Consider the following 23,483-nt stretch of genomic DNA (forward strand, 5'->3'; position numbering starts at 1 on the left):
GACTTGCCTGTTGCGAAGCTGCCGTTCGGCGGCTCAGCCCAGACCTACAACCGGAAATCGCGCTTTGACAAGGGACGTGGTCCCATTGGCCCCACCGAGAGTGGAGTAGGCCGCAACGGCTTTTGCGTCGTCTAGTTGAAAAGGCGCCGACCCGACACCGCGTCAAAGAGGTGCGAGTATTTTAGCGTGGGGCTCAGCCTGATCTGATCTCCGGGGCGCAGCGTGACGCGGTCGCGGAAAGCCGCCACCAAATCGATGGTACCCACTTTGGCAAAGACCTGCGTCTCGGAGCCGGTTGGCTCGACAACCACCACCTCGCCGACGATACCGCCTTCGGCAACGATCTCGAAATGCTCCGGACGCACTCCGTAGATGATGCGCCGCGGCTCATTCGCGGCATCGATCTTGCCGACCGGCAACTCCATTCCTTCATCGTTGCGAAAGCAGGGATGCTCGCCGGCGGTGAGGATTCCGTCAAAGAAGTTCATGGCCGGCGATCCAATAAACCCTGCGACAAACAAATTGCTCGGTCGATCGTAGAGCTCCAGCGGAGCTCCGCACTGCTCGATATGGCCAGCATTCATAACCACGATCTTGTCGGCCATGGTCATGGCTTCGACCTGGTCATGGGTGACATAGACGGTGGTCGTGCGCAGACGCTGATGCAGTGCGCGAATTTCAGTCCGCATCTGCACGCGCAACTTTGCATCGAGATTGGAAAGCGGTTCGTCGAAGAGAAACACCTTCGGATCGCGAACGATCGCACGGCCCATCGCCACCCGCTGCCGCTGCCCGCCAGAGAGTTCGCGTGGAAAGCGTGTCAGCAGGCCCTGCAACCCCAGGATTTCGGATGCCCGGCCGACCCTTTGTTCGATTTCGACAACCGGCCGGCGCATCAGCTTCAAGGCAAAACTCATGTTCTGGGCAACCGTCATATGCGGATAGAGCGCGTAGTTCTGGAAAACCATCGCGATATCCCGCTGCTTGGCGGGCACGTCGTTGATCACTTCGTCATCGATGGAGATCTCACCGTCGGAAATCTGCTCCAGGCCGGCGATCATCCGCAACAAAGTCGACTTGCCGCAACCGGACGGCCCGACAAGGACGACGAATTCCCCGTCATCGATCTCTACCGACAAATTCGGAATGATCTCGACGCTGCCATAGGCCTTGTGCACATTCCTGATCGATACGTTCGCCACTCTAACCTCTTTTCTGATGGAGCCGAACCGGCAACCCTGACCTGATCACGCAGCGATGAAGCCTAGTCGGCATACCGGGTGAACAGGCCGTCGGCCGCGAGCCGCCATAGCGTGACATTTGCCCGGGCGAGGTTTCCTTTCGACGAAACCACCTCGACGTCGACGGGGCCACCAATCAGAGGAATTACCCTCGTCGCGCAGATTGTGTTGTCGATGAACAATTCGAGCACGGTGCGGTCGATAAGGACGTGCAGATCGGTTGTCCCTGTCACTCGATCCGCAAGAAACGAGAATTCGCCAATGCGGATGGACTGGCCGTCGAGCCCTATCTCGAAATCGCCGCCGGCATGGCGAATGCGAATTCCGAAAATGGCGCCGGGATCATGCTCGAGGCGTGCGCGGATTTCCATCGCCTGGCCATCGTGGAGGTGGCCGACCGCAGCGATCCCGGCCTGCGCGAGCGGTCCGTCAAAAACAACGTGTTCAGCTCTGAGATTTTCGAGTTCCCGGACAGGCTTCTGAAGCAGTTTGCCGTCGGCCGTTACGCTGAGCTGTCGCGGCAACGAAACACAGCCGTTCCAACCCGAAGTGCCGCTGAATCCTTCGACGGCGCCCCACATCACGGCGCGTCCCGCTCCGTCGAACAGCACGTTGGTGGCATAGAAATTCCGGCTCTGGTCCACGATGCCGGAGGTTTCGACGGTGAAGGTGTAGTTGGTCAGATCAAGTTCGCCCACATAGTATTCGACCTCGACATGCGGGGAGACGAGCAACACCCACTTTCCGTCGATCTTGACGAGGTTCGGGCACTCGGCGCTCGGCACGTTCTTGCGTGGATGGCGGAAAATGATGCCCCGATAGACCCAGGACGTATAGGCTGGATCTGTTGCCTCATAGAGCGTGACGACCGGCGTCCCGCCTTCCGCATCCACGGTACGCCCACCAAGGATCATGAAGGTCCGTTCGCCCTCCTTGAACAGGAATGGGTCTCGCCACTCGCGCACCACCTCTTCGCCATGTGCTGCGTCGGTCAGCAGTGGATTGCTGGGAAGAGCCCTCCATGTCATCAGATCGGCATCGCCGATCGCCGCCCACTGCTGAGCAGTGTCTTCGGGACGCATGTCCGGACCGATCGCGGTGTAGATTGCCATCGGCACGCCTTCTCCATTGATCACGGTGCAGCCGAACCAGATGAAATGCTCGCCCTTGCCGATCGCCGGATAGATGGCGATCGGCAGATGTTCCCAATGCACCAGGTCCCGGCTGCGCGCGTGGCCCCAGACCGTGATGCCGCCTGTCCAATCCTCACTGTTGGGATCCCAGACCCGCACCGCGGTCTTGTAGACCATGCCCGCCCGATGCTTGGCGCTGTGGGGATTGAGGCTGTACATCATGTGGTACATGCCCTGATGGAAGATGATGCCGTTGGGGTCGTCCATCCACTGCGCCGGTGCCCGGAAGTGATATTGGGGACGGCTTGGGTCGGCTTCTGCCACCTGCGCCGCAGCGCGTATCGACGCTTCGGCGGTATCGACGAGACGTTGGAGATCTTCGGACAAAAACGATCCTTTCAACTACTTGAGGCCGGTGAGTGCGACGCCCTTGACGAAGAGGTCCTGCACCGCGAGGAACATAACGACGACCGGCAGCAGACTGAGCGCGACGGTCGCCATCAGCATAGGCCAGTCGGTGGAGAACAGCCCCTGTGCCGCGTAGATGCCCAGGGTGAGTGTCTGGTTCTCATTGCTGCTCAGGAAGATCAGCGGGCGAAGGAAATCATTCCAGGTGCCGACGAAAGTGAAAATGGCCAATGTGGTCAGCGCCGGCTTGGAGAGCGGCAGGAAAATCCGCCAGAAGATGCCCCATGGGCTGCAGCCATCGAGCGTCGCCGCCTCGGCAAGTTCCTTGGGGACGCCGATGAAGAACTGGCGCATCAGGAAGATGCCGAAGGGCGACACGATGGTCGGCAAGATGATCGCCCAGACCGAGTCCAGCAGGTTCATCGTCCGCAGCAGGGCGAAGGTCGGCACAAGCAGCACGTGATAGGGAATCATGATCGAAATCAGGACGATGACGAACAGCGTATCTTTCCCGGGGAACCTGAATATCCATGAGAAGGCGAAACCCGCCATCGCGCTCGTGATCAGTGTGCCGATCAGCGTGAAGACAGCGATGAAAGCGGTGTTCCAGAGCTGCTTGGCGAAGGGCGAGGCCTCGAGCACTTTCAGATAGTTGCCCCACTCGATCGAACTGCCGACAAGCGTCGGCGGATACTGGAACACCTCGCCGGCTGGCTTCAGCGAGGTTGCGATCATCCACACGAAAGGCAGCAGCATCACGAAGGCGCCGATGCTCAGCACAATGTAGGAGAGGATGTTTCCAATCCGCACGTTGCGACTCTTGCTGGAATAGCGGCGCCGCCGGAGCTGTGCGCTGTGCAACGTCATTGCGAGCCCTCATTGGTTTGATTGGCACGAAACTGGATGAGCGTCAGGGCGAGCACGAAAATCGTCAGCGCCCAGCCGAGCGCGCTGGCGTAACCCATTTTGTAGAACTGGAAACCGTTCTGATAGATGTAGTGCACGAGAACGGATGAGCTTCTGTTGGGTCCGCCGCCGGTCATGACGATAACCTGGTCGAAGACCTGGAAGGAATTGATGATGGTGATCACCGCCACGAACAGTGTGGTTGGGCGCAGCGAGGGGATGGTGATGTACCAGAGCTTTTGGAACCAGTTGGCGCCGTCGATTTCCGCCGCCTCGTAGTAGGAGGTGGAAATACCCTGGAGACCGGCCAGGAACAGCATCATGTTGAAACCGATGTTCTTCCAGATGCTGGCGATCATGACCGCGGGAAGCGCCCAGGTCTCACTGGTGATCCACTTTGGACCGGCGACGCCGACAAGGCTGAGGGCCCAGTTGATGAGGCCGAAATCGGCGTTGTACATCCATTGCCAGACCATCGACATGGCCACCATCGAAGAGATCACCGGTAGAAAGAAGGCCGCGCGAAAGAAGCGAATGCCGTGGATCTTCTGGTTCAGGGCGATGGCAAGCAGCAAGGGGAGCACCAGCAGCACGGGAACGGTGACAATGGTGAAGTAGACCGTGTTCCAGAACACCTTGACCGCGGTCGGGTCACGAAACATCCGGACATAGTTGTCGACACCCACCCATCTTGGCGGCCCGTTGAGATCCCAGTCCGTGAAGCTTATGACGAGCGAGGCGATTGCCGGGTAGACGGTGAAGGCGCAAAACCCCAACAAGGCGGGCGAAAGAAAGACGAGCGGCCAAAACCACTTGGTGTGGGTTATGTTGCGGCGGCTACGGGGACGACCTCCGCCGGGCGGCGATGGGGCACGATCCTGCGGGACTGTGGCTTCCACTTGCATCCTTCTCTTCCGGTTCTGCTCGTGCTGCCCCGGATGCCGGATATGCGGCACCCGGGGCCTGGGTCGTCGGGAGGTTATTGTTGCATCGCGTCGTTCACGCGCTGCTGCATCTCCGGCAGCACTTCGTCGAGCGGTCGGCCTGAGTAGAAGTAGGATTGCAGCGCATCCGACGTGATGCTGTAGACTTCGTCGGTATGCTTGATCCGGTCGAACCAACGCAGTTGGCCCTCGGTCCATAATGACTTCATGTCGATCCAGCCTTCGGGATAGACCGACTTGTCATACCAGGTTGGAAGTTTCTCCGGCGTGTACATGGAGAGCCGGTTCGGCATCCACAATCCGCTCTTGTAGATCGGCGTGGCGAAGTCCATCGAGGTCAGATAGGTCACGAGTTCCACGGCCTCCTCGGGGTGCTTCGTGCCCGACCAGACCGCATCGATATTGCACGATTCCATCGGGACGAAACCCTTGGCCATTTTCGGCGGCAGGCCGGCGCCCAGGTGGATCTTCGAGGCCGCCAATTCCTGAAGTCCCCACGAACCCATGAACAGGGTGGCGACCCGACCGGTCAAGAGCAACTGGGTGGGGGAATTGGTAGTCTCCAGGCCGATCGTTGCCGGATCGGGCGCGATGCCGGACGTGCGCAGGGCCTTGATCTTCTGCAGGGCATCCTTGGTGGCATCGGAATCCATGCCGACGGCTTTGCTGAAGTCGTCGTTGAACCAGGTCGCGCCATTCGAAGCCAGCATTTCCTGTGTCGTATACAGGTTCATGCCTTCCTCGAAATTCGCGGTGCCGTATTGCGTGGTCTTCCCGTCCGTGACCTTGGTAAGCTTCTGCATGTAGCCGACGAACTCGTCCCAGCTCCACTGATCCTCCATTTTGGTCGGCGGATAGGGTACCTTCGCGTCATCGAACAGATCCTTGTTGTAATACAGGACCGGGCCAACCGTGCAGACATCGACGCCAAAGATGTGTTTCTTGCCGTCGATCTCGACCTGGATCTTGTCGCGGGAGCTTGGGATGAAGTCATTGATGTCCCAGTATTTCGGGAACATCTCCGTCAGGTCCAGAATCTGTTTGTTGTCGATGAAGTCGCGCTGGTAGTCAGGATTGAGATAAAATACGTCGGGCGCCGTGCCGGCGGCCATCATCGTCCTGAGCTTCGCATGGTGCTGCGCGAACGGTGCGGTAACGTACTTCACGGTGACATTGGGATGGGTTTTCCTGAAGCCGTCGAGCCCGGCCTGAATGCTGGCAGATTCGAGCGGACTCGCCTCCCAGCTCATGAACGTGAGTTCGATCTGCTCCTGGCAAAGCGCCATTTGCGACCCGAACATTAGAGGCAGTGCAAGCGCTACTGACACGGCAGTGTTCGTTTTGAAATTACGCACGTTTCTCTCTCCCTGGTTGACGTACGACTGTGCAGGCAACTCGGCGAACCCGAAGGCCTTGGCCCGAGGTGCTGATTGGCGCGGAACCGATTTGGTTAGCGAAGGCTACAGAGCATCGTGCTTGGCTTTTTTGGTTGCTCGGCGCGATGCCGTTTTATGAACAGCTTCTGCGCATGCCCTTTGGCCCCTGGCTGCCCTGAGCGTCGACTCCTCCCAAGCCACTCTCCTCCATGACAATCATTCCTGCATAAGAGCTATTTTTTCGCAAAGTGTCAACTGTTATGTATAAATCTTTGCATAATAAGCGACATGACTGATAGCGACCCGTTGATCTGGTGCAAGCCGCGTCTCGGGTGATGAATCGCTGAACGGCCAGCGAAACATCCGAATCAGGAGGACACGTATTCAAGGATGACAACGACGAACCCGGATGTGAGCCCTTTGCTTTGCGGCTTCGAGAATGGTGCGATGGGTATCGTCGATTTCAGCGGAATGGCAACGGATCAGAAATTCCGACATAGGCAGAAGATGAAGAAGGTGGTTCCTACGCGAATCCTAACTTAGCGGGCTGCGATTGGAACCTCGCGACCGCCGCGCCGCTCGTGCTGCCCCCATGTCCTATTGCTGTTCCCACCCAAGTCGGGCGGTCGAGCGCCGCGTAACGAGCGTGGCTTCAAACTCAAAGGAGCGAAGGGCCGCTCCCCGCTCAAGAAAGTCGGCAATCACCTGGCCGGCGCGATCACCCATCTCGCGCGCTGGGACGCGCACGGTTGTCAGCGGCGGCGTCGCGAATGCAGCTATCTCCAGGTCGTCGAAGCCGACTACCGAGAGATCGGACGGGACCTCGACGCCATGTTCCCGACATGCACTCAGGACACCGATGGCATGGTAGTCATTCGTGCAGAGCACCGCAGTCGGCATGTTGCCGGATTGGACCATTCCGGAGACGAAGTCGAAGCCGGCCTGGATGCTCCAGGGTCGATAAACGATCCGGTTTTCGGGAAGGACAATGCCCCGATCCCTCAAAGCCTCCGTGAAGCCGTAAAAGCGTGCGGCAACACGGTCGTTGGCGGAAGCTTCCTGCGAGAGGATGAGAATATCGCGATGTCCCAAGTCGAGAATGTAATCCGCTGCTTTTCGCGCAGCTCGCATGTTATCGACTCCGACATAGGAACGACCGGTGCCCTGTCGATAAGAATAGATGATCAGATAGGGTACCTTTTGGACGTCAAGCAAATGCCAAAGCGCGTCCGGAAAATTCTCGCCAAGGAGGATAAGACCGTCGACCCCACGCTCAAGCATTGAGCGTATGCCGATAAGCGCCTTTTCAGGGTCATAGTCCGAACAGTTTAGCACCAGAGTGTAACGTTCGCTGAGCAGCCGGTCCTGCAATGCATGCATCATCTGGGCGAATACTGGATTTGATAGATTTGGAATAACGGCGCCGATCGTCCCTGATTTGTGGCTTGCCAGTGCGCGGGCGCCTGCGTTCGAAATCCAACCAAGCTTTTCGACAGCGGCCCGTACAGCTCGCGCGGTCTCTGGCGCCACCAGGTGCGGAGCACTGAAGACTCGGGAAACGGTTCCTGCTGAAACGCCTGCCAAGGCCGCCACGTCACTCATTCGCACCGGAGCTTTGCTTGGCGAACGGGAACGCCTTCTCTTCACGCCGTCATTCGACTTCATGACATCTCCTGAACGACCCAACCGATGAGTCTGCCAATTCACGACCTATTAAAGCGCTTTCACATAAAAACCACCACGTCCCGTGTCTCTGGTAACAGCAAACGAAGGCCTATTTCAAATGATTAGCAGGGTCCGGGTCCCGGTCGTCGAACTGGAATAGCCAAGCGGCAAAGCGGCCAACTGTCGAGCGGGCATTGTTCTGGATTCAACGCCTGGCCAAGGAGAATGGTGTGCAACTGACTGATCCACCTCGACATTGCAAGTTCCCATCGACTCAAACCGATGAAGTTGATACATGAAAGCGCTTTCATTAGAGACGAGTAAATGGCGCTGGCACGCATCGGAATTATCGGCTTGGGAACGATGGGACGCGCTCATCTTGGCGCATTGCTAAGAACCCCGAACGCCGTTGCCGCAGCCGTATCTGATCCAGTCAATGAGGCGCGGGATCACGCCAAAGGCCTGGGCGTCCGACACTACAATCACTACGCCGAAATGCTCGAAAAAGAGCCTCTCGATGGCGTACTCATCGCGGTACCCAACGCGAAACACCACATCGTCGGTCTGGCCTGCATAGAGCGGGATATCGCGGTCCTCATCGAGAAGCCGATCGCCGAATCCAACGAAGCGGCCCGGATGCTGTGTGATGCAGCTGCGCGTCGCAACCTGCCAATTCTGGTCGGCCATCACAGGCGTCACAATCCAGCGGTGCAGTTGGTCCGCAAAGCTGTCGAGGACGGCCTGATCGGCACGCCAACAATTGCCAACATTCTCGACGTAAAGCTGAAGCCCGACAGCTATTTCAGCATCGGATGGCGCACGGAGCCGCCGGCCGGCGGGCCGATACTCCTCAACATGATCCACGAGATCGATATCTTGCGCTACGTTTTTGGAGAGATCGCCTCGCTGCAGGCCTTCAGTTCCGCAAAGGCGCGAGGGCTCGAAGTCGAAGATACGGCCGCGGTCATGCTGCGCTTCAAAAACGGCGCCTTGGGGACAATGCTCGTTTCAGACACCGCTGCAACTCCCTTCAGCTGGGACCTGGCATCAGGAGAATTCGACCTCATTACCGGTATGACGGGAAGGATGAGCCGGCAGGATGTCCCGAGCCACATATTCGGAGGCACGCATGGCGCAGTTACCTTGCCATCGGTCCAATTTTACAATTATCGGGGCGCTGGCGAGCCGGGATGGCGCACCGATCTCACCGAGCAGTCCTTGGGCGCCGAACGCATCGACACCTACCTGGCGCAGATGATCCATTTCGCCAAGGTCGCCTTGCGACAGGAAGCGCCGATTTCGTCCGGAAGAGACGCTGCCGAAACCTTGCGTGCGACCCTTGCGGTCAAAGAATCGGCCTCTACAGGCAAGCCCGTCTTCCTGTGAGCTAGTTGCTCGTGAACCCTGATCCGCCCGCTCCCGCAGGCGGGCCCACGACCTTCGTCAATAGAAAGTTTGGCCACCGTCGACGCACAGTGATTGCCCGGTGATATGGCGGGCGGCGTCACTGAGGAGGAAGACCGCCGCACGCGCCTGATCCTCCGGGTCGGCCAGTCGGCCGAGAGGTATGCCTGTGCGCCATTGCTCAAGGCTGCCCTTTACGATGCCTTCCAACCTCGTTCGATCGCCTTGTGCCTGGTTGTCGACCATCATGGACGTCGCCGTTGAACCTGGGCACAGCGAATTGACTGTGATGCCAAAGCGGGCGAGTTCAAGGGCCATGCAGCGAGCCAGATGGATCACAGCCGCCTTCGAGGCACCGTAACTTGCGGTTTCGAGCCGAGGAATGCGGCCCGAATTGGAGGCAACCAGGACGATCCTACCGTGACCCCGCTTGGCCATGAGGCGTGCAACCGCCTGGCCTACGAGGAAAACGCTCCGCGTGTTGACGGCAAAGGTCGCGTCCCACGCGTCGAGGCTGATATCCAGAAACGGCTGATTGCGAAGGATCCCCTGCGCCAAAATGGCTGCGTCTATATGGCCATGGCGCTTCTGTACGTCCGCGACCATGGCCAGAACGGCATCTGGGTCGGTCGCATCCAGCATATGATGGGAGTGCGGGCCTCCCGTGAGTGCGTCGGACAGGCTTGCAACGGCCGAGCTTTCCAGATCGGCCAGAGCAATATTGGCACCAGCCGCGGCCGCGGCCTTGGCGCAGGCAAAGCCGATTCCTCCGCGGGAGCCTGCGCCAACCACCAGTACCGTTTGTCCCTGCAGGACTGGGCCTGCATCGTTCGCGGCAGCCACGACTGTTCTCCGGACCTAAGCGGCCGCCTTCATGCGTTGGGCATCGAGCGCACGTATCCATTGACCAATGTAGGAGCCATGATCGTGCCACGTACGGCCACTGAAGAGGTTACCGTCGATGGCAAAGCTCTCTTCAGAGTAGATGCCACCGCACACTTCCAGGTCGAACCGGCATTTCGGGACGCAGGCCATACGACGACCGCGCACGCGATCGGCACGGGCGGGGATTTCCACACCGTGGCAAACGCTCGCGATCGGTTTGTCGATATCGAAAAAGTACTGGGTCATGTCGATGAGATCCTTGTCTTCCCGAATGTACTCGGGAGCGCGGCCGCCGCTGAAGAAAATGCCCAGATATTCTTCAGGCTTGACGTCACGAAACGCGATATCGGCCTGTATGGTATACCCCTCGAACTCCCGCGTGATATCCCAACCGCGTTCGGGAATCTCGTGGAGAACCATGTTGTAACGGCGCTTCTCAGGACCGGCCACCACCGGGACCATTCCTTCCTCCTTGAGGCGGAGAATGGGATAGAGGGTATCCACGGTTTCGGTCGCGTCGCCGATGATCACGAGAACCTTGTTCATCTTGCCAGGCCTGGTCACAACGTGTCCTCCAATTTGCGGATGTAGGAAATCGCCTTGACGTTCTCCGCATCGCAAAGCTCGTAGGTCGGCAGGTAGGCGATATCCGGCGCGATCCAGAACATCTCAAAGGAGATGAACCCTGAGTAGCCGATCTTCTTCAGCGCGCGCAGGATCGGCGGGAAGTCGATATGCCCGTCGCCCGGCGCCAAGCGATGGCTGTCCGGAAGATGCAGGTGGGCAAGCCGGTCGCCGACGGCTTTGATAGAGGCGGGCATCGAGGGTTCCTCGATATTCATATGGAACGTGTCGCCGCCCAGCTTCACGGCAGGCGATCCGATGCGGTCGAGATAACCACAGGTCTCGCTGAAGCTGCGACCGATCTGGGTCTCAAACCGGTTGAGCGCCTCAAAGCATGCGACAACGCCCTGCTTCTCCGCCCGCTGGCCGATGCCGCGGAACGAGTCGCATATGTTCTCGATGGCGGCCTCCTTCTCCACACCGTTCGAAGCAGCGCGCATGCCGCCACCGCCAATCATGACGATAGGCGCTTCCAGATCGTGTGCCAGGTCGATCACCGAACCCACATAGTCAACCACCTTCTGACGCTCGGAGCGATCGCTGGAGGCCATCTTCAAGCCCGACGGGAAGATGAAGTGCAGGCCGCTCACGGACATGCCCGCGTCGCTTGCACGCTTCAGGATTGCCTTCCGGCGTTCCTGAGACGTCTCAGCCGGGGGAGCGTGGTACATGACGGTGATTTCGACACCATCATACTGAAGCTCCGCAAGACGATCGATCACACCGAACAGGTCGGCATGTCCGTAATTGGCGCTGCAGGCGCTGATCTTGAATTTGCTCATGATGCGAGCCTCGCTTCGGTCTGGATCCACTCCTCACGTGATACGTAGCGCCGCTCTCGAATCGACCGATGGATCATGTCGGCGATGATGAGCACCGCCAGGCCGTCATCACCGGTAACCGCCAGCGCTTCCTCACCACGGATGGCGCGGACGAAGTTTCGAAGCTCGCCGACGAAACCGCCAAACTCCTCGTCAAACATCAGCGTGTGTGGAAACACCGGGGACCAGACCTGCGAAGGGCCTTCCTCGCTGCCATGGAGAGTTGTTGCCATCGCGTCTTCGATGCCAAGCCAACGCCGCTCTCCGAACACCTCGACCCGCTCCCACGGCTTGAGCGACGGCGACGACGAGTTGAAGCAGAAGGCGCCAATGGCACCCGATTCGAACTCGGCGTTGACGGTGATGTTGTCGTATGGGTAGTTCGGCTCACCGTACCGGTTGGACCCGAAAGCATTCAGGCCCTTCAGATCGCCGCCAAACCGGCGAACGACGTGCAGCACATGACAGGCCTGGCCTTCCAGCAGGATGTGGCGCGACCAGCCCTGACACATTTTCACGGCCAACATTGAAATCTGGCCAATGGCGCCCTGGTCGATCAGTTGTTGTGCCACTTGGTAGGGAGGCGAGAATTGCTTCACCAGCCCCGTCATCATCACGAGTTTTTTCTGCTGGGCCCGGCCAATCAGTTCACGCGCAAGCCGAATGCTCCGGTCCATGTCGTTGGTGCCGAACCAAAGCAGCGGCTTTTCCGCAAACAGGTTGATACCCCTCTCGATTGTCTCCTGCATGACCGAGTAGCGGCTCTCGCCGGGATCGGTCAAAGCCAGTACGCCGTCGATCTCGGTCGATGCAAACATCTCCTTCGCGCTGCTGAAGCAACGAAAGCCATGAACGTGCTCAACCTTCGCCCGGACGTTTTCATCTGGATCGGCGCCGGCGACCACCTTGACGTTGACCCCGGTGTCGCGGAGGCGACGTATCGCGGGGAGGTGTTTCGCGACGGCGATGCCGCCCAATCCGGCTAGTGCGAGGCGAACTTCACGTCCCTCCTCTATCGGCCGTTTGACATCATATTTATCCCGCTCGGCCCAGGTGGGCTGAAACCCGTAGGGAACCTTCAGGTCCCACAGTTTGTCAGACATTTGAGTGATCCACGTTTAGCTAGAGGTCGCCAATGAAAGCGCTTTAATAGCAGTCATCGAATGAACGGGCATTGTCAAGGTCTTCCGCCATTTTTAGGAACGGGTGCTCGCCTGGTGACATCAAGCCAGGCGTTGAAGGGTCTCGGAATCGAAGAGATGCTCCCGCCCCTCGACGGGACGAAGGCGCATCTGGTCACCGGATTTGACGTCGACGATGTCGGGGACTGACGCGACGATCCGATCGTTCCCAAGCCGGGCAAAGATCTCCGTCTGGGAACCGGTTGGCTCGACGACTTCCACAACGACCGGCGCTCCACCGCTTTCCTGCAGAAGATGCTCTGGACGAATCCCGTAAATCACACGTCTCCCGGACCAATCCCTGAGTTTAGCGTCGTCAACGCTTTTCAAGGGGAGAACAATCGCATCACTCGTGCGAAACCCGTCGGTGGTTATTGTCCCCTCTATGAAGTTCATCGCGGGCGAGCCGATGAAACCCGCCACAAATTGGTTTACGGGCTTCGTGTAAAGCTCAAGTGGACGCCCAATCTGCTCGACGATTCCGTCGCGCATGACCACAATTTTGTCGGCCATCGTCATCGCCTCGACTTGATCATGGGTAACGTAGATCGTGGTCACCTTCAGACGCTGATGCAAGCTCTTGATTTCTGTACGCATCTGAACGCGCAACTTGGCGTCGAGATTCGACAGGGGTTCGTCAAAGAGAAAGACCTGAGGGTCCCGCACGATTGCCCTTCCCATGGCGACGCGTTGACGCTGACCTCCGGAGAGTTGCCGCGGATACCGCTGCAGCAATTGCCCCAAACCAAGGATCTCGGAGGCTTTTTCGACCTTCTCGTCGATCTCCGAGCGCCTGGATCCCTTGAGTTTAAGCGAAAAGCCCATATTTTCGGCGACGGTCAGGTGGGGATAGAGCGCATAGTTCTGGAACACCATAGCGATATCCCGCTCCTTGGGCGGCAGGTTGTTGACGACCTTGTTGGAGATCGCGATCGCGCCGGAACTGATGCTTTCCAGGCCCGCAACCATGCGGAGCAAGGTTGACTTCCCGCATCCGGATGGCCCGACCAGGACTACGAATTCGCCATCCTCGATATCGATTGATACGCCCTTGATAATGGGCAAGGCCCCGAATGATTTCCTGACATTGCGGATTTGAACCGTAGCCATCTCGCACCTCCTCCAGCGCCCGAGACACTGATTTTGTGCTCGTTGGCAGCTCTTATTGACAAGTGCCGGGTCGCATGCAAGTGATTTATTAAAGCGCTTTCATTTTAAGGCAAGCCGGTTCTCTTGGAGCCGAGCCATTCCATAGCCAACCAGGGAGGAAAGCATGAAGCCGTTCCAATTCCATCGTCGGCTGCTTTTGGCAGCGATATGCGTGGGGTCCGTCGCGGGATACGCCCCCGCTGCATTTACTCAGGCGCAAACGGAAGTCGTTTACGCAAGCAACCTGGATCCGGCGAACACGAAAGATCCCCGCGCCGCCGCCCAGACCAAGATCATATCGGCATTCGAGGCCGCCAATCCCGACATCAAGGTCAAAGTGCTCGTGGATCCGACACAGGCGACCTATTTGCGGGCCCTGAAAAGCAAATCGGCCTCGCCAGACGTCATCAAAGTGATCGGCTTTGGGATGCCCGAATATGCGGCAACCGGCTCGTTGCAGTCGCTCGATGACATGGTGAAGCAAGACAAGATCGACCAATCGGACTGGCTGCTGCCGCTCCAGGATACGAAGTTCAACGGTCATCTCTACGGTCTGCCCCTGGACTACCGCATCCCCCTTTTCCTGTACCGGAAAAGCGCCCTGGCCGCCGCCGGGGTGCAGCCGCCAAAGACCTGGGACGAGGTGTGCGCGTTGAGCAAGAAGCTCGCCGCGCAAGGCAAGATCGGGTACGCCGTCGGAATCGGCGCGAGCGGCGGTCTCGGTGGAGCCCAGGCGTTCAGCGAGACAATGTTCAGCTCGATGTCCACCGAGGGCAGCGGCACCTACTTCAACGAGACGGGCGACAAGTATCTGGTGTCCGAAGACAGCTTCGTACGCGCGGCCCAAACCATCAAGGACATGTACGCCAAATGCCAGGTGCCGACCCTGGCCCTGCAGTTCGGCTACAGCGAAGTCCATGACGGACTTCGTGCAGGGACAATCGACTCCGCAACGTTCGGCCTCTACCGCTTCGCCGCGATCGCCAATGGCGGTGCGGGCGATGACTTGGCCTGGGCACCGCCGCCTGCTTACGAGCCGAATGGGAAGCAGGTGGTCTATGGCTACTATGTTTCGCTGAATGAAAACTCAGCCAACAAGGAGGCGGCCTGGAAGTTGCTGAAGTTCTTCGGCAGCCCGGACGCCCAGAAAATCGCTCTTGAAGGTGGCGAAGTCGTCGCCCGGGCTTCGGCCTACAAGGCCGGCGGCTACATCGATACCCCTGCCGGCCAGCGTCAATCCGAATGGGCAAAGCTGGTTTCCGAGCGCGGTTTCCTGCCCTCATACCCCCTCAGCCTCACGGCCTATAACCAAGCCCTCGGCGAGGCCCTGCAGCGCATGGTGCTCAGGGACACGAGCCCGAAGGATGCCTACGAAGAGGTGAAGTCCCGCTACGAGAAGGCTATGACTCAAGCGCGTTGAAGAATGCTCACGGGCGTCTAGACGATCAGCATCATGACGTTCAAAGGATTTGCTTGCGTGGACGTAGCCCAAAAGACGCAATTGGCCTTCGAAGATCCAACGGTCGGCGCCGGCGGGCCTCGCCCGTTCCAGGACCATCCCTTGACCTGGTTCCTGCCGGCGCTGATCGTGCTGCTCGTGGTGACGCTCTATCCGCTCGTCTACGTCATCTGGATGAGCTTCCAGGAAACCCACTATTATGAGCTCGTGGGTTTCGTTGGTTTCCAAAACTACATCGACGTGTTCACCTCGCGGGAATTCGTCGACAGCTTGGTTGCGTCACTGATCTATGTGTTTGGTTCGCTGGCGCTGGCCGTCCCCTTTGGCATGTATGCAGCGGTGACTTTCAACGCGCTTGGCGCCTATGCGTCACTATTCCGCGTAGTCACGCTGCTCCCATGGACCTTGTCGATGGGCGTCGTCGCCAGCCTTTGGCTCTGGATGCTCAACCCCTCCTACGGGCCGATCAACTACGCGGTCGCGCGCCTCGGTTTCACGCCTGGCCTCCTGCTCGGCGATCCGGACCTGGCCATATGGATCTTGGTCATCGTCACGGCGTGGTGGTCGTTCCCGTACGTCATGGTGATGGCAACCGCCGCTTTGCAATCGGTTCCGAGAGAACTTTATGAGGCCGTCGACATGGACGGTGGCGGAAGCTTGGCCAAGTTTCGATATGTCACGTTTCCGCATCTCCTCCCGACACTCGGCAGCACCGCGCTCAACCTGGCGATCCTGTACCTCACGGTCGTGACGCTGATCCTGGTGCTCACCGGCGGCGGCCCGCTCGGCTTCACGACGACCTGGAGCTATCAGGTTTTCAGGGGCACCGTCCAAAACGTCAATATCGCTCCGGCCGCGGTCTATTCGATCATCGTTCTGGCCGCCAATCTGCTCCTCGGCTTCATTTACGTGCGATCGACCGGACGGACGACAGGCTGAGCCATGCAAACCAGTAGAACTCAGAAGGCGCTGTCATGGATGAGCGCCATCATCCTTCTCCTGATCATCTCCGCGCCATTTCTTTGGGCCTTGATTACGTCATTGAAGCCTGAAGCCCTTGCGGTCTCCTACCCGCCTGTTTTCTGGCCCGCTTCGGTTACCCTCGAGGCATACCGGGGTGTCTTCACCACGGAGACGTTTCTGAACGACCTGATGAACTCCATCATCTATTCGGTGGGAGCGGTCGTTGTTTCGCTCGCTGTAGGCGTTCCGGCCGGCTATGCGGCGGCCCGTCTTCACTTTCGCGGCAAACAGGCCCTGATGCTGACGATCCTCGCCACGTCGATGATCCCGGGCGTGGCCCTCCTGGTGCCAACCTATATCCTGCTGGACCGCATGGGGCTGCTGAACAATCATGCGGCCCTGATCTTCATCTTGTCAGCTCGCCTGGTCCCGCAGACGGTCTGGTTCATCCAGAACTTTGTCACCGCCCTGCCCTTGGAGATCGAGGAGGCCGGCTTCATCGACGGCGCCACGCGATGGCAAGTGGTCCGCCGCCTTGTCTTGCCATTGATCAAGCCCGGAATCGCCGCCGTCGCCGTGATGGGCATCATCACCACCTGGAATGACTACGTGACCGTGGCGGTTTTCGCCCCAGACGTGGCGGCTCGGACACTCCAGGTCGCACTGGTCAACCAGGTCTTCGACTCCATCGGTATATCCTGGTCCTACTTCATGGCTTTCGCCATTGTCGCCTCGATGCCGGTCATTCTCATCTTCATGCTGGCGCAGCGTTGGTTTGTAGCGGGGCTAACTGCGGGCACCGTCAAGGGCTAACGTGCCCGGTGAGAAGGCGCCGTGGGAGGTAGATTGCTTGCCCAAGAAGGAACGTGCGTTGCCGCTCCAGCCTCTTTCCATAAATCTGGCGACGTTGAACCCAAGCGTCCCGTTTCGGGAAGCGATCGAAGCCTGCTCGCGCTGTGGAATCCAGGCAGTCGGCGCTTTGCGGCACCAAATCGCTAGCGTCGGCCTTACCCAGGCCGCGGCAATGCTTAGAGACCGTGGGATCAAGGTGACCAGTCTCGTTCGCACGGGTCCGCTCACCACGACCGACCCGGTCGCCAGACAGGCGTCCATTGACGACGCCAAGCGCGCAATTGCCGAAGCCGCCGAACTCGGTGCGGCATGCCTCGTCGTCTTGGCCGGTGGCTTGCCTTCTCGAACCAAGGACATTTCGAAGGCGCGAGACACGGTTCTTGAAGCTATAGCGGCGATCCTACCTGACGCCCGTGCTTCGGGTATCCCACTGGCAATCGAACCTCTGCATCCTATGTTCGCCGCCGATCGTGCATGCGTAAACACGATCGAGCAGACGCTGGACATTTGCGATGAGCTTGGAACGGGTGTCGGAGTCGTCATCGATGCCTACCACACATGGTGGGATCCCAAGCTCAGCGCTCAGATTTCAAGAGCTGGATCTGATGGCCGGATCTTGGGGTACCACATCGCTGACTGGCTGGTGCCGACCCGCGACATGCTTCTCGATAGAGGCATGATGGGGGATGGTGTGATCGACCTCGAGGCATTTGGGGCAATGATCTCCGCTGCCGGATATACGGGGTATGCAGAGGTCGAGATTTTCTCGGCTTCGAATTGGTGGACAAGGCCAGCCGATGATGTGTTGAGGATTTGCATTGAGCGCTTTCGGTTGTGCTGCTGAAAGCAATCGATGAGTTTAAGTCCGCTCGGCGTTGAAACGGAGCGACCGTGTCGACGTGACCGTTGATGAATATCGAACGGCCGCCACCGGCGCCATCCTTTCGAATGATTGTGTTGTGACGCCCGGCATCCGGAGCAACGGTCTCCGATACGAAGCCGTGATTCGAAAGAGACTCGGCGATCATCGCGCCACAAGCGCTCTCCCCGCCGAGTAGGTCTGCGCGTCGAATACCGGGAAACGCCGGGTTGATGCTGTTCGTACCAACAAGCCTGCGCAGGAGCGTAACCGCTTCCGGCAGAAGCGCCTGGATCTTCTCGTCCACGACGCTCGACTGCGACACGCCCAATTTGTCTTCCATCAACCGGCTCCGCAACAGCGCCCTTCCCGTAGAGAGAGGATAATTTTGAGAACGCAACATGAGATCGATCTCATATCGAATTAGGCGCACATATCGGCAAGAGGATCAAGCCCTTTTTCATAGCCCGGAAAGAAAACTGGCCGCTCTTAATTTATCTGCACCATCCGCCGACAATCGTCGGCTGCAGCGACGCCCGAAGGGCCAACGAAGACGATGAACCCGCGCGACTTAATGTCGAAATCGATGCCGTCGAGAATGTCGACACTGCCGCAGGACTTCCTGACCCGCCTCAGGGCCAGATCGGCCGTTGTGATCTCCTCGATTGCGTAAAGTGAGGTGCTCGGCACATTGCTATTTCTTGCGATGGCCTGGCTTCAGCCCAGCCAGCAGATTGGTTATCATGTCCGCCTTCCGGTTACGGATCTCGGCCTCGTTCTTGCGGCGCACCGCGCTGCGGACGAGCTTGGCGCCGAGGTAACGGAACGGCTCGGGTGGTAGCGACATCCGACGCTCGATACCGACCAGGCCGCTGGCGCTCCAGCGATCCTTGCGCTCCAGCACCAGGCTGGCCAGTATCCGCCCGCCAATCGGCGTCTGCGCGATGCCGGTTCCGTTGAAGCCCATGCCGTAGAAGATGTTGGGATTGCCGCGCAGGTGATCGAAGACGGGAACGTGTTCGGGAACGCAATCGATGGGGCCGGCCCAGTCATACTCGACCGGCACGCCGCGCAACGCCGGATAAACCCGGTGCAGCTCGCGCAGATTGTCGCGGCCATGCTCCGGGCTGCGGTTGAAGCTGGCACCGAAGTTGCCGTTGAAAGCCACGTTGCCACTTCCCCGCCCGAAGACGACGCGTCCCTTCGTGGTGCGCTGGTAGTACAGAACCTGGCTCTGCGAGTCGCAGATCGATGCCCCGTCGCGCCAGCCGATGCTGTCAAGCAGTTCGGGCACGGTCGCGGTGGCGATGATCTGGCTGCCAACGACGTAAAGATGACGGCGCAATTCCGGCAGGGCAGAAAGCCAGGCATTTGCCGCGAGCACGACCTTCTCGGCCTGCACCGCACCTTGCGCCGTGCGCACAGTGCATGTCCTGCCGGGGTCGATGTCGAGGACGGGGCTGCGCTCATGGATGATTACGCCTCGCGCCATTGCCAAGTTGCGCAGTCCAACGGCCAGTTTGGCTGGGTGAACCGTGCCGGCGTTGGCCTCGACGACGCCGGCATAGGAGGCAGATGAACCTGTGCGGCGTTCGATGTCCTCGGCCGTGAGCGGCTTGAAACGGTCCTCGCCCACTGCCGCCGTCATGGCGACCGCGCGTTCCCAGGCGCCTTCCTGGGCAATCGAGCTCGCCGTCCACAGCCATCCGTCCAGCCGCAGGTCCATGTCGATCGCGCCGTCCTGCTGCAGCGCCTTCAGTTCGGCGATCGACGTCACCGTGTCGGCGCATAGCTGCCGTGCCTCTTCAACGCCGACGACAGCGCTGATCTGGTCGAGTTCGGCGAACCACGAGTGGACCTGACCTCCATTGCGCCCAGAGGCTCCCGAGCCGCAGAGATCGGCTTCGAGCACCATCACACGCGTCTCCTGTGCGAGCTCGCGGATGCGCAGCGCCGTCCATAAGCCTGTGTAGCCGCCGCCAACGATCACGACGTCGGCGCGCTCAGTGCCCCGCAGCGGCTCCGTTGCGATATCGGCGCCGATGTCCTGCAGCCAGAACGACCGGTCGGACGGTATGGCCACTGCCGGCTGTCGTAGATGAAGTGTTGTCACGGTCGGGCTTCCTGGACGTCGGTGATGAAGCTGGCGTATTTGGCCGGCAGCCAGTCCGGGATGGGACGCGGCTTCTGGGGAAACCCGCCGAGATGGGTACAGGTCTGCGCCGCCGCCACTGAAGCCCTGTGCAGTGCTTCTCCAGCGAGAAGGCCTTCGAAGCGGAACGCGGTCAGGAACGTCGCGATAAAACTGTCGCCGGCACCGCATGTGTCGACCACGTCGACCATCGTGGCTGGCACATGTACAACGCCCTTGCCGTCATCGAAGTAGGAGCCGCGTCGGCCGCAGGTCAGGACCACGTGCCGCGCGCCGGCTACCCTGAGCGCTGCCAACGGCGGCTCGACCGGCACATCGACAGCGTCGGGCCCGGAGGCGAACAGCAGGGGCACGCCGTCCAGCGGCAGGACCAGATGCGCCGTCGAAACGTCGATGCTGAATGGCACGCGGTCGGCCACCAGGCGGCGGACGAGGTCCTTGTTGGCGTTGGTGCCGAGATGCACCCAGTCGGCCGCGGCGATGACCGCGTAGTGCTCCGGCGCCGGCATGTAGTTCTCGCCGACTCCGAAAGATTCATGCAGGAATTTCCGGTCCCCGGCCTCATCGCGAAGCAAGGTGACGGCGGTGTCGCCCGGGCGATGTTCGACATCTTCGGGCGACAGGCCGACGCCGGCCAGTTCGGCAAGCACCACATCGCCCTCGGGGTCCTCGCCAACGGCGCCGAAATACCTTGCTGGCCAGCCGTTGCGTCGCCACTGCGCCGCTACGTTCAAGGCGTTGCCACCCACGGTAAGCAGGCCGCTGGTGAGATAGGCGTCGAGGCAATTGTCACCGACGGCTACCAGGTTCGGCGCCCGGGTCATGCCGGCACCGCGGCGCGGTTTAGATAGGGCTCGATCGCGTTGAGGCAGCGCGTCCAGGCCTTTACCGGATCCAATGCATAGGACCCGTTGCCGAACGGCTCGAACGTGATCTTGCCGGCATATCCGGCGCTTGCCAGTTCGCTGACATAGCGACCAAGAGGCAGCGTCCCGTCTCCCCATACCAGATGTCCGCCCGGCGTGCCGTCAACGAGCTGAACATGCGCCAGCCGGGAGCCGAACAGGTCGATATAGCCGGCCACCGTGTCGCCTGCCGTGGCCATGGCGACCGAGTCCAGGACGACGTCCATGTTCTCCGCATCCAACTGGTCGAGCATCCGGCGCAGGCCGGCCGCATCGTTGACAATATTGGTCTCGAAACGTTGCAGCGGCTCGAGCAGGCACCGGACACCGTTGTGGCCGGCATGTTCGGCGATCTTGCCCAGCGCCTCGACCGAGCGATCCCAGGCCGCTTGCGGCGCTTCGCTCTCGTAGCCTCGTCCCGGCGTCAGGAACAGGTAGCGCGCGCCCAGCGCCGCGGAGATGTCGGAGGCACGGCAGAACCGCTCGATGCTGGCGCGGCGCAGATCCGCATCGCCGGAGGCGATATTGATCGGATAGAGCACCTGCTCGGGCGTGAAGCACCAGGTGGACAGGCCGTTGTCGGCAAGCATCCGGCGAACGGAATCGACACGCGCGTCAGTGGCATGGAAGAGGTCGAGGTGCTGGGCTATCCCCCACAATTCGACCTCTTTCATTCCGAAGTCGCGGATCGCCTTGGCGACCCGTTCCAGCGGAAAGTGCTGAAAGCTGAAGTTGGCTCCGATCAGCTGATGGAAAGCGAGCTGCGGCATGAAGGGTCCTTTCAGGGAATTGCTACTTGCCAATGCCTTCGGACAGGCCACGAATGAAGTAGCGCTGCGCGGCAAAGAACACGATCACGATCGGCAGGGCCGAGATCGTCATCGCGGCGAACACCACGGCATAGTTGGTTCCGTGCGTCGCCATGATTGACGTCAGGCCGACCGGGAGCGTCTGCATATCGCTGCCGCTCGTGAAGATCATGGCGAACAGATATTCGTTCCAAGCGAACAGAACGTGCAGGATGACGCACGAGATGATGATCGGCCGGCATAGCGGCAGCGTGATGCGCCAGAAGATCTGGCCTTCGCTGGCGCCGTCCATGGTGGCCGCCTCGTCAAGGTCGCTCGGCAAATCGAGCATGTAGGCGCGAATGAGAAAGGTGGTGAACGGCACCCGGAACGCCGTGTAGAGAATGATCAGCGCCCAGTAGGTGTTGTAGAGGCCGAGCGCCTGCAGCATCTTCACCAGCGGGATGATCGCGACGGTCGGGCTCAGCATCAATCCGCCCAGCACGATGGCGACGACCAATGGCTTTGCCGGCATCTTGGTCCGTGTCAGGCCAAAGGCCGTCCAGGCGCTGATCAGCACCGTGCATATGGCGGAAGCGACGGTCACCAGGACGGAGATGGTGACATAGCCACGCACGCCCTGGTTCCAGGCCTGCACATAATTGTTCCACGACCAATGGACAGGCAGGGCGAAGGGATCGCCGAAGATCTGCGCATTGTCCTTGAAGCCGCTGAGCGCCATCCAGATCAGCGGGTAGATGACCACGACGCCGAGGCAGACAAGGAACGAATAGAGGAGCGTCCTGGCGATGACGGACCACATATTGACGTGCCGGCTCCGCCCGGCTGCAACTGTCGCACTCATAGCCGCACCCGGCGACGCTTCGTGTACCAGAGCTGAGCCGCGCCGGTGAGCATGGTCACGACAAAGATGACGGCGGCAATCGCGGCGCCATAGCCGAAATTGTCCTCGATGAAGGCCTTCTGGTAGAGCCATGTGCCCAGAACCTGGCTGCTGTTGTTAGGCCCGCCGGCGGTCATGACCATGACTTCGTTGAACACCTGGAACGCGCCGGTGATGGTGACGATGATCATCAGCCCGGTCATTTCCCGGGTCAGCGGAAAGGTGATGCTCCAGAGGCGGCGTAGGGCGCCGGCGCCGTCGATGGTGGCGGCGTCGTAGAGGTCGCGCGGTATTTTCTGGATGGCGATCGCGAACAGCAGGGTCGAGTAGCCGAAGCCCTGCCATTGGCTCATGGCAATGATCGCGTAGATCGCCGTGTGTTCGTTGCCAAGCCAGGGCTGCACGAGCTGGCCGAGACCAAGGCGGGTCAGCACGGCGTCCAGCAAGCCGATCTGCGGCTGGTAGATGAAGTAGAATAGCAGGCCGGTCACGGTGATCGAGATGGCCGAGGGCACGAAGTATATGGCTCGCCACATGCGGCGCCAGCGTTCGCTCTTCAGGTCCTCGATGATTGCCGCCAGCACAAAGGCGCCAAAGACCTGGAAAATGACGGAAATCACGGCGTAGAGGCAATTGTTCAGGAGCGCGACCAGCACGATCGGGTCGTGCAGAAGCCGATCGTAATTGGCAAGGCCGATATTGGTAACCTCGCCGGTATAGATGTCCTGGTCGGTGGTGCTGACGATGAAGTTGTCAACGATCGGATAGTAGACGAACCAGCCGATGAGGATCAGCGCCATCGCAGCCCATCGGAACGACAACAGATTTCCGAAGCGGGCCCGCAAGCTTTTTGGCCTTTGCGGC

At 59.8% G+C, this 23,483-nt stretch carries 21 protein-coding genes and 1 pseudogene; 5 read left to right on the forward strand and 17 right to left on the reverse strand.

Annotated elements, in window-relative coordinates; all coding sequences use genetic code 11:
* Positions 1–131: 131 nt before the first annotated feature.
* The 6 genes from ACZ89F_RS26800 to ACZ89F_RS26825 all read right to left on the reverse strand — a co-directional run bounded on the left by ACZ89F_RS26800 (position 132) and on the right by ACZ89F_RS26825 (position 7,673).
* A complete protein-coding gene (locus ACZ89F_RS26800) occupies positions 132–1,202 on the reverse strand; it encodes an ABC transporter ATP-binding protein (RefSeq protein WP_476095031.1) in 1,071 nt (356 codons plus the stop codon).
* A gap of 62 nt (positions 1,203–1,264) precedes the next feature.
* Positions 1,265–2,761 carry a glycoside hydrolase family 32 protein gene (locus ACZ89F_RS26805; protein WP_476095032.1) on the reverse strand — a complete coding sequence of 499 codons (1,497 nt, stop codon included), beginning with the start codon at positions 2,759–2,761 and terminating at the stop codon, positions 1,265–1,267.
* A gap of 15 nt (positions 2,762–2,776) precedes the next feature.
* Positions 2,777–3,592 (reverse strand): carbohydrate ABC transporter permease, encoded by an 816-nt coding sequence (locus tag ACZ89F_RS26810; RefSeq protein ID WP_476095033.1) that lies wholly within the window; start codon positions 3,590–3,592, stop codon positions 2,777–2,779.
* A 53-nt stretch (positions 3,593–3,645) separates the two neighbouring features.
* Positions 3,646–4,587, reverse strand: coding sequence for a carbohydrate ABC transporter permease (locus ACZ89F_RS26815; RefSeq protein WP_476095034.1), 942 nt, complete (start codon positions 4,585–4,587; stop codon positions 3,646–3,648).
* 80 nt (positions 4,588–4,667) lie between these two features.
* Positions 4,668–5,918, reverse strand: a complete 1,251-nt coding sequence (locus ACZ89F_RS26820) for an ABC transporter substrate-binding protein (RefSeq protein WP_476095035.1) — start codon at positions 5,916–5,918, stop codon at positions 4,668–4,670.
* Between the two features lie 687 nt (positions 5,919–6,605).
* The gene (locus ACZ89F_RS26825; protein ID WP_476095036.1) at positions 6,606–7,673 is read right to left on the reverse strand and encodes a LacI family DNA-binding transcriptional regulator; all 1,068 of its coding nucleotides are present in this window, start codon (positions 7,671–7,673) and stop codon (positions 6,606–6,608) included.
* A gap of 324 nt (positions 7,674–7,997) precedes the next feature.
* On the opposite strand from ACZ89F_RS26825, the gene ACZ89F_RS26830 reads away from it, so the two are divergent.
* Positions 7,998–9,059, forward strand: coding sequence for a Gfo/Idh/MocA family protein (locus tag ACZ89F_RS26830; protein WP_476095037.1), 1,062 nt, complete (start codon positions 7,998–8,000; stop codon positions 9,057–9,059).
* 57 nt (positions 9,060–9,116) lie between these two features.
* Here the strand turns inward: ACZ89F_RS26830 and ACZ89F_RS26835 are convergent, their stop codons facing one another.
* The 5 genes from ACZ89F_RS26835 to ACZ89F_RS26855 all read right to left on the reverse strand — a co-directional run bounded on the left by ACZ89F_RS26835 (position 9,117) and on the right by ACZ89F_RS26855 (position 13,698).
* Positions 9,117–9,920 carry an SDR family NAD(P)-dependent oxidoreductase gene (locus ACZ89F_RS26835; RefSeq protein WP_476095038.1) on the reverse strand — a complete coding sequence of 268 codons (804 nt, stop codon included), beginning with the start codon at positions 9,918–9,920 and terminating at the stop codon, positions 9,117–9,119.
* A 15-nt stretch (positions 9,921–9,935) separates the two neighbouring features.
* Positions 9,936–10,508: a DJ-1/PfpI family protein gene (locus ACZ89F_RS26840; RefSeq protein WP_476095039.1), complete on the reverse strand. Its 573-nt coding sequence runs from the start codon at positions 10,506–10,508 to the stop codon at positions 9,936–9,938.
* Positions 10,509–10,522: 14 nt separating this feature from the next.
* Entirely contained in the window at positions 10,523–11,368 is an 846-nt protein-coding gene (locus ACZ89F_RS26845) for a sugar phosphate isomerase/epimerase family protein (RefSeq protein ID WP_476095040.1), read from the reverse strand.
* Positions 11,365–12,510 (reverse strand): Gfo/Idh/MocA family protein, encoded by a 1,146-nt coding sequence (locus tag ACZ89F_RS26850; RefSeq protein WP_476095041.1) that lies wholly within the window; start codon positions 12,508–12,510, stop codon positions 11,365–11,367. Before ACZ89F_RS26850 ends, ACZ89F_RS26845 begins: the two co-directional genes overlap by 4 nt.
* A 120-nt stretch (positions 12,511–12,630) precedes the next feature.
* Positions 12,631–13,698 carry an ABC transporter ATP-binding protein gene (locus ACZ89F_RS26855; RefSeq protein ID WP_476095042.1) on the reverse strand — a complete coding sequence of 356 codons (1,068 nt, stop codon included), beginning with the start codon at positions 13,696–13,698 and terminating at the stop codon, positions 12,631–12,633.
* 163 nt (positions 13,699–13,861) lie between these two features.
* On the opposite strand from ACZ89F_RS26855, the gene ACZ89F_RS26860 reads away from it, so the two are divergent.
* From ACZ89F_RS26860 to ACZ89F_RS26875, 4 genes are read left to right on the forward strand one after another with little or no spacing between them, the layout of a single operon-like run.
* On the forward strand, positions 13,862–15,157 hold the full coding sequence (locus tag ACZ89F_RS26860; RefSeq protein ID WP_476095043.1) for an ABC transporter substrate-binding protein: 1,296 nt from the start codon (positions 13,862–13,864) through the stop codon (positions 15,155–15,157).
* 57 nt (positions 15,158–15,214) lie between these two features.
* Positions 15,215–16,135 carry a carbohydrate ABC transporter permease gene (locus tag ACZ89F_RS26865; protein WP_476095044.1) on the forward strand — a complete coding sequence of 307 codons (921 nt, stop codon included), beginning with the start codon at positions 15,215–15,217 and terminating at the stop codon, positions 16,133–16,135.
* Between the two features lie 39 nt (positions 16,136–16,174).
* Entirely contained in the window at positions 16,175–16,972 is a 798-nt protein-coding gene (locus tag ACZ89F_RS26870) for a carbohydrate ABC transporter permease (RefSeq protein WP_476095045.1), read from the forward strand.
* 58 nt (positions 16,973–17,030) lie between these two features.
* Positions 17,031–17,855: a sugar phosphate isomerase/epimerase family protein gene (locus ACZ89F_RS26875; protein WP_476097404.1), complete on the forward strand. Its 825-nt coding sequence runs from the start codon at positions 17,031–17,033 to the stop codon at positions 17,853–17,855.
* Between the two features lie 549 nt (positions 17,856–18,404).
* Here the strand turns inward: ACZ89F_RS26875 and ACZ89F_RS26880 are convergent.
* The 6 genes and pseudogenes from ACZ89F_RS26880 to ACZ89F_RS26905 all read right to left on the reverse strand — a co-directional run.
* Positions 18,405–18,527: pseudogene (locus ACZ89F_RS26880) on the reverse strand (ABC transporter ATP-binding protein); the annotation flags it as partial.
* 37 nt (positions 18,528–18,564) lie between these two features.
* On the reverse strand, positions 18,565–19,983 hold the full coding sequence (locus ACZ89F_RS26885) for an NAD(P)/FAD-dependent oxidoreductase (RefSeq protein ID WP_476095046.1): 1,419 nt from the start codon (positions 19,981–19,983) through the stop codon (positions 18,565–18,567).
* The gene (locus ACZ89F_RS26890; protein ID WP_476095047.1) at positions 19,980–20,846 is read right to left on the reverse strand and encodes a PfkB family carbohydrate kinase; all 867 of its coding nucleotides are present in this window, start codon (positions 20,844–20,846) and stop codon (positions 19,980–19,982) included. The genes ACZ89F_RS26885 and ACZ89F_RS26890 overlap by 4 nt, the downstream gene beginning before the upstream one ends.
* Positions 20,843–21,697, reverse strand: a complete 855-nt coding sequence (locus ACZ89F_RS26895; protein ID WP_476095048.1) for a sugar phosphate isomerase/epimerase family protein — start codon at positions 21,695–21,697, stop codon at positions 20,843–20,845. The genes ACZ89F_RS26890 and ACZ89F_RS26895 overlap by 4 nt, the downstream gene beginning before the upstream one ends.
* A 22-nt stretch (positions 21,698–21,719) precedes the next feature.
* Complete coding sequence (locus ACZ89F_RS26900) at positions 21,720–22,580, reverse strand: carbohydrate ABC transporter permease (protein ID WP_476095049.1); 861 nt, start codon at positions 22,578–22,580, stop codon at positions 21,720–21,722.
* On the reverse strand, positions 22,577–23,419 hold the full coding sequence (locus tag ACZ89F_RS26905) for a carbohydrate ABC transporter permease (RefSeq protein ID WP_476095050.1): 843 nt from the start codon (positions 23,417–23,419) through the stop codon (positions 22,577–22,579). The genes ACZ89F_RS26900 and ACZ89F_RS26905 overlap by 4 nt, the downstream gene beginning before the upstream one ends.
* Positions 23,420–23,483 lie beyond the last annotated feature (64 nt).

Source organism: Mesorhizobium sp. USDA 3734 (assembly GCF_056279665.1).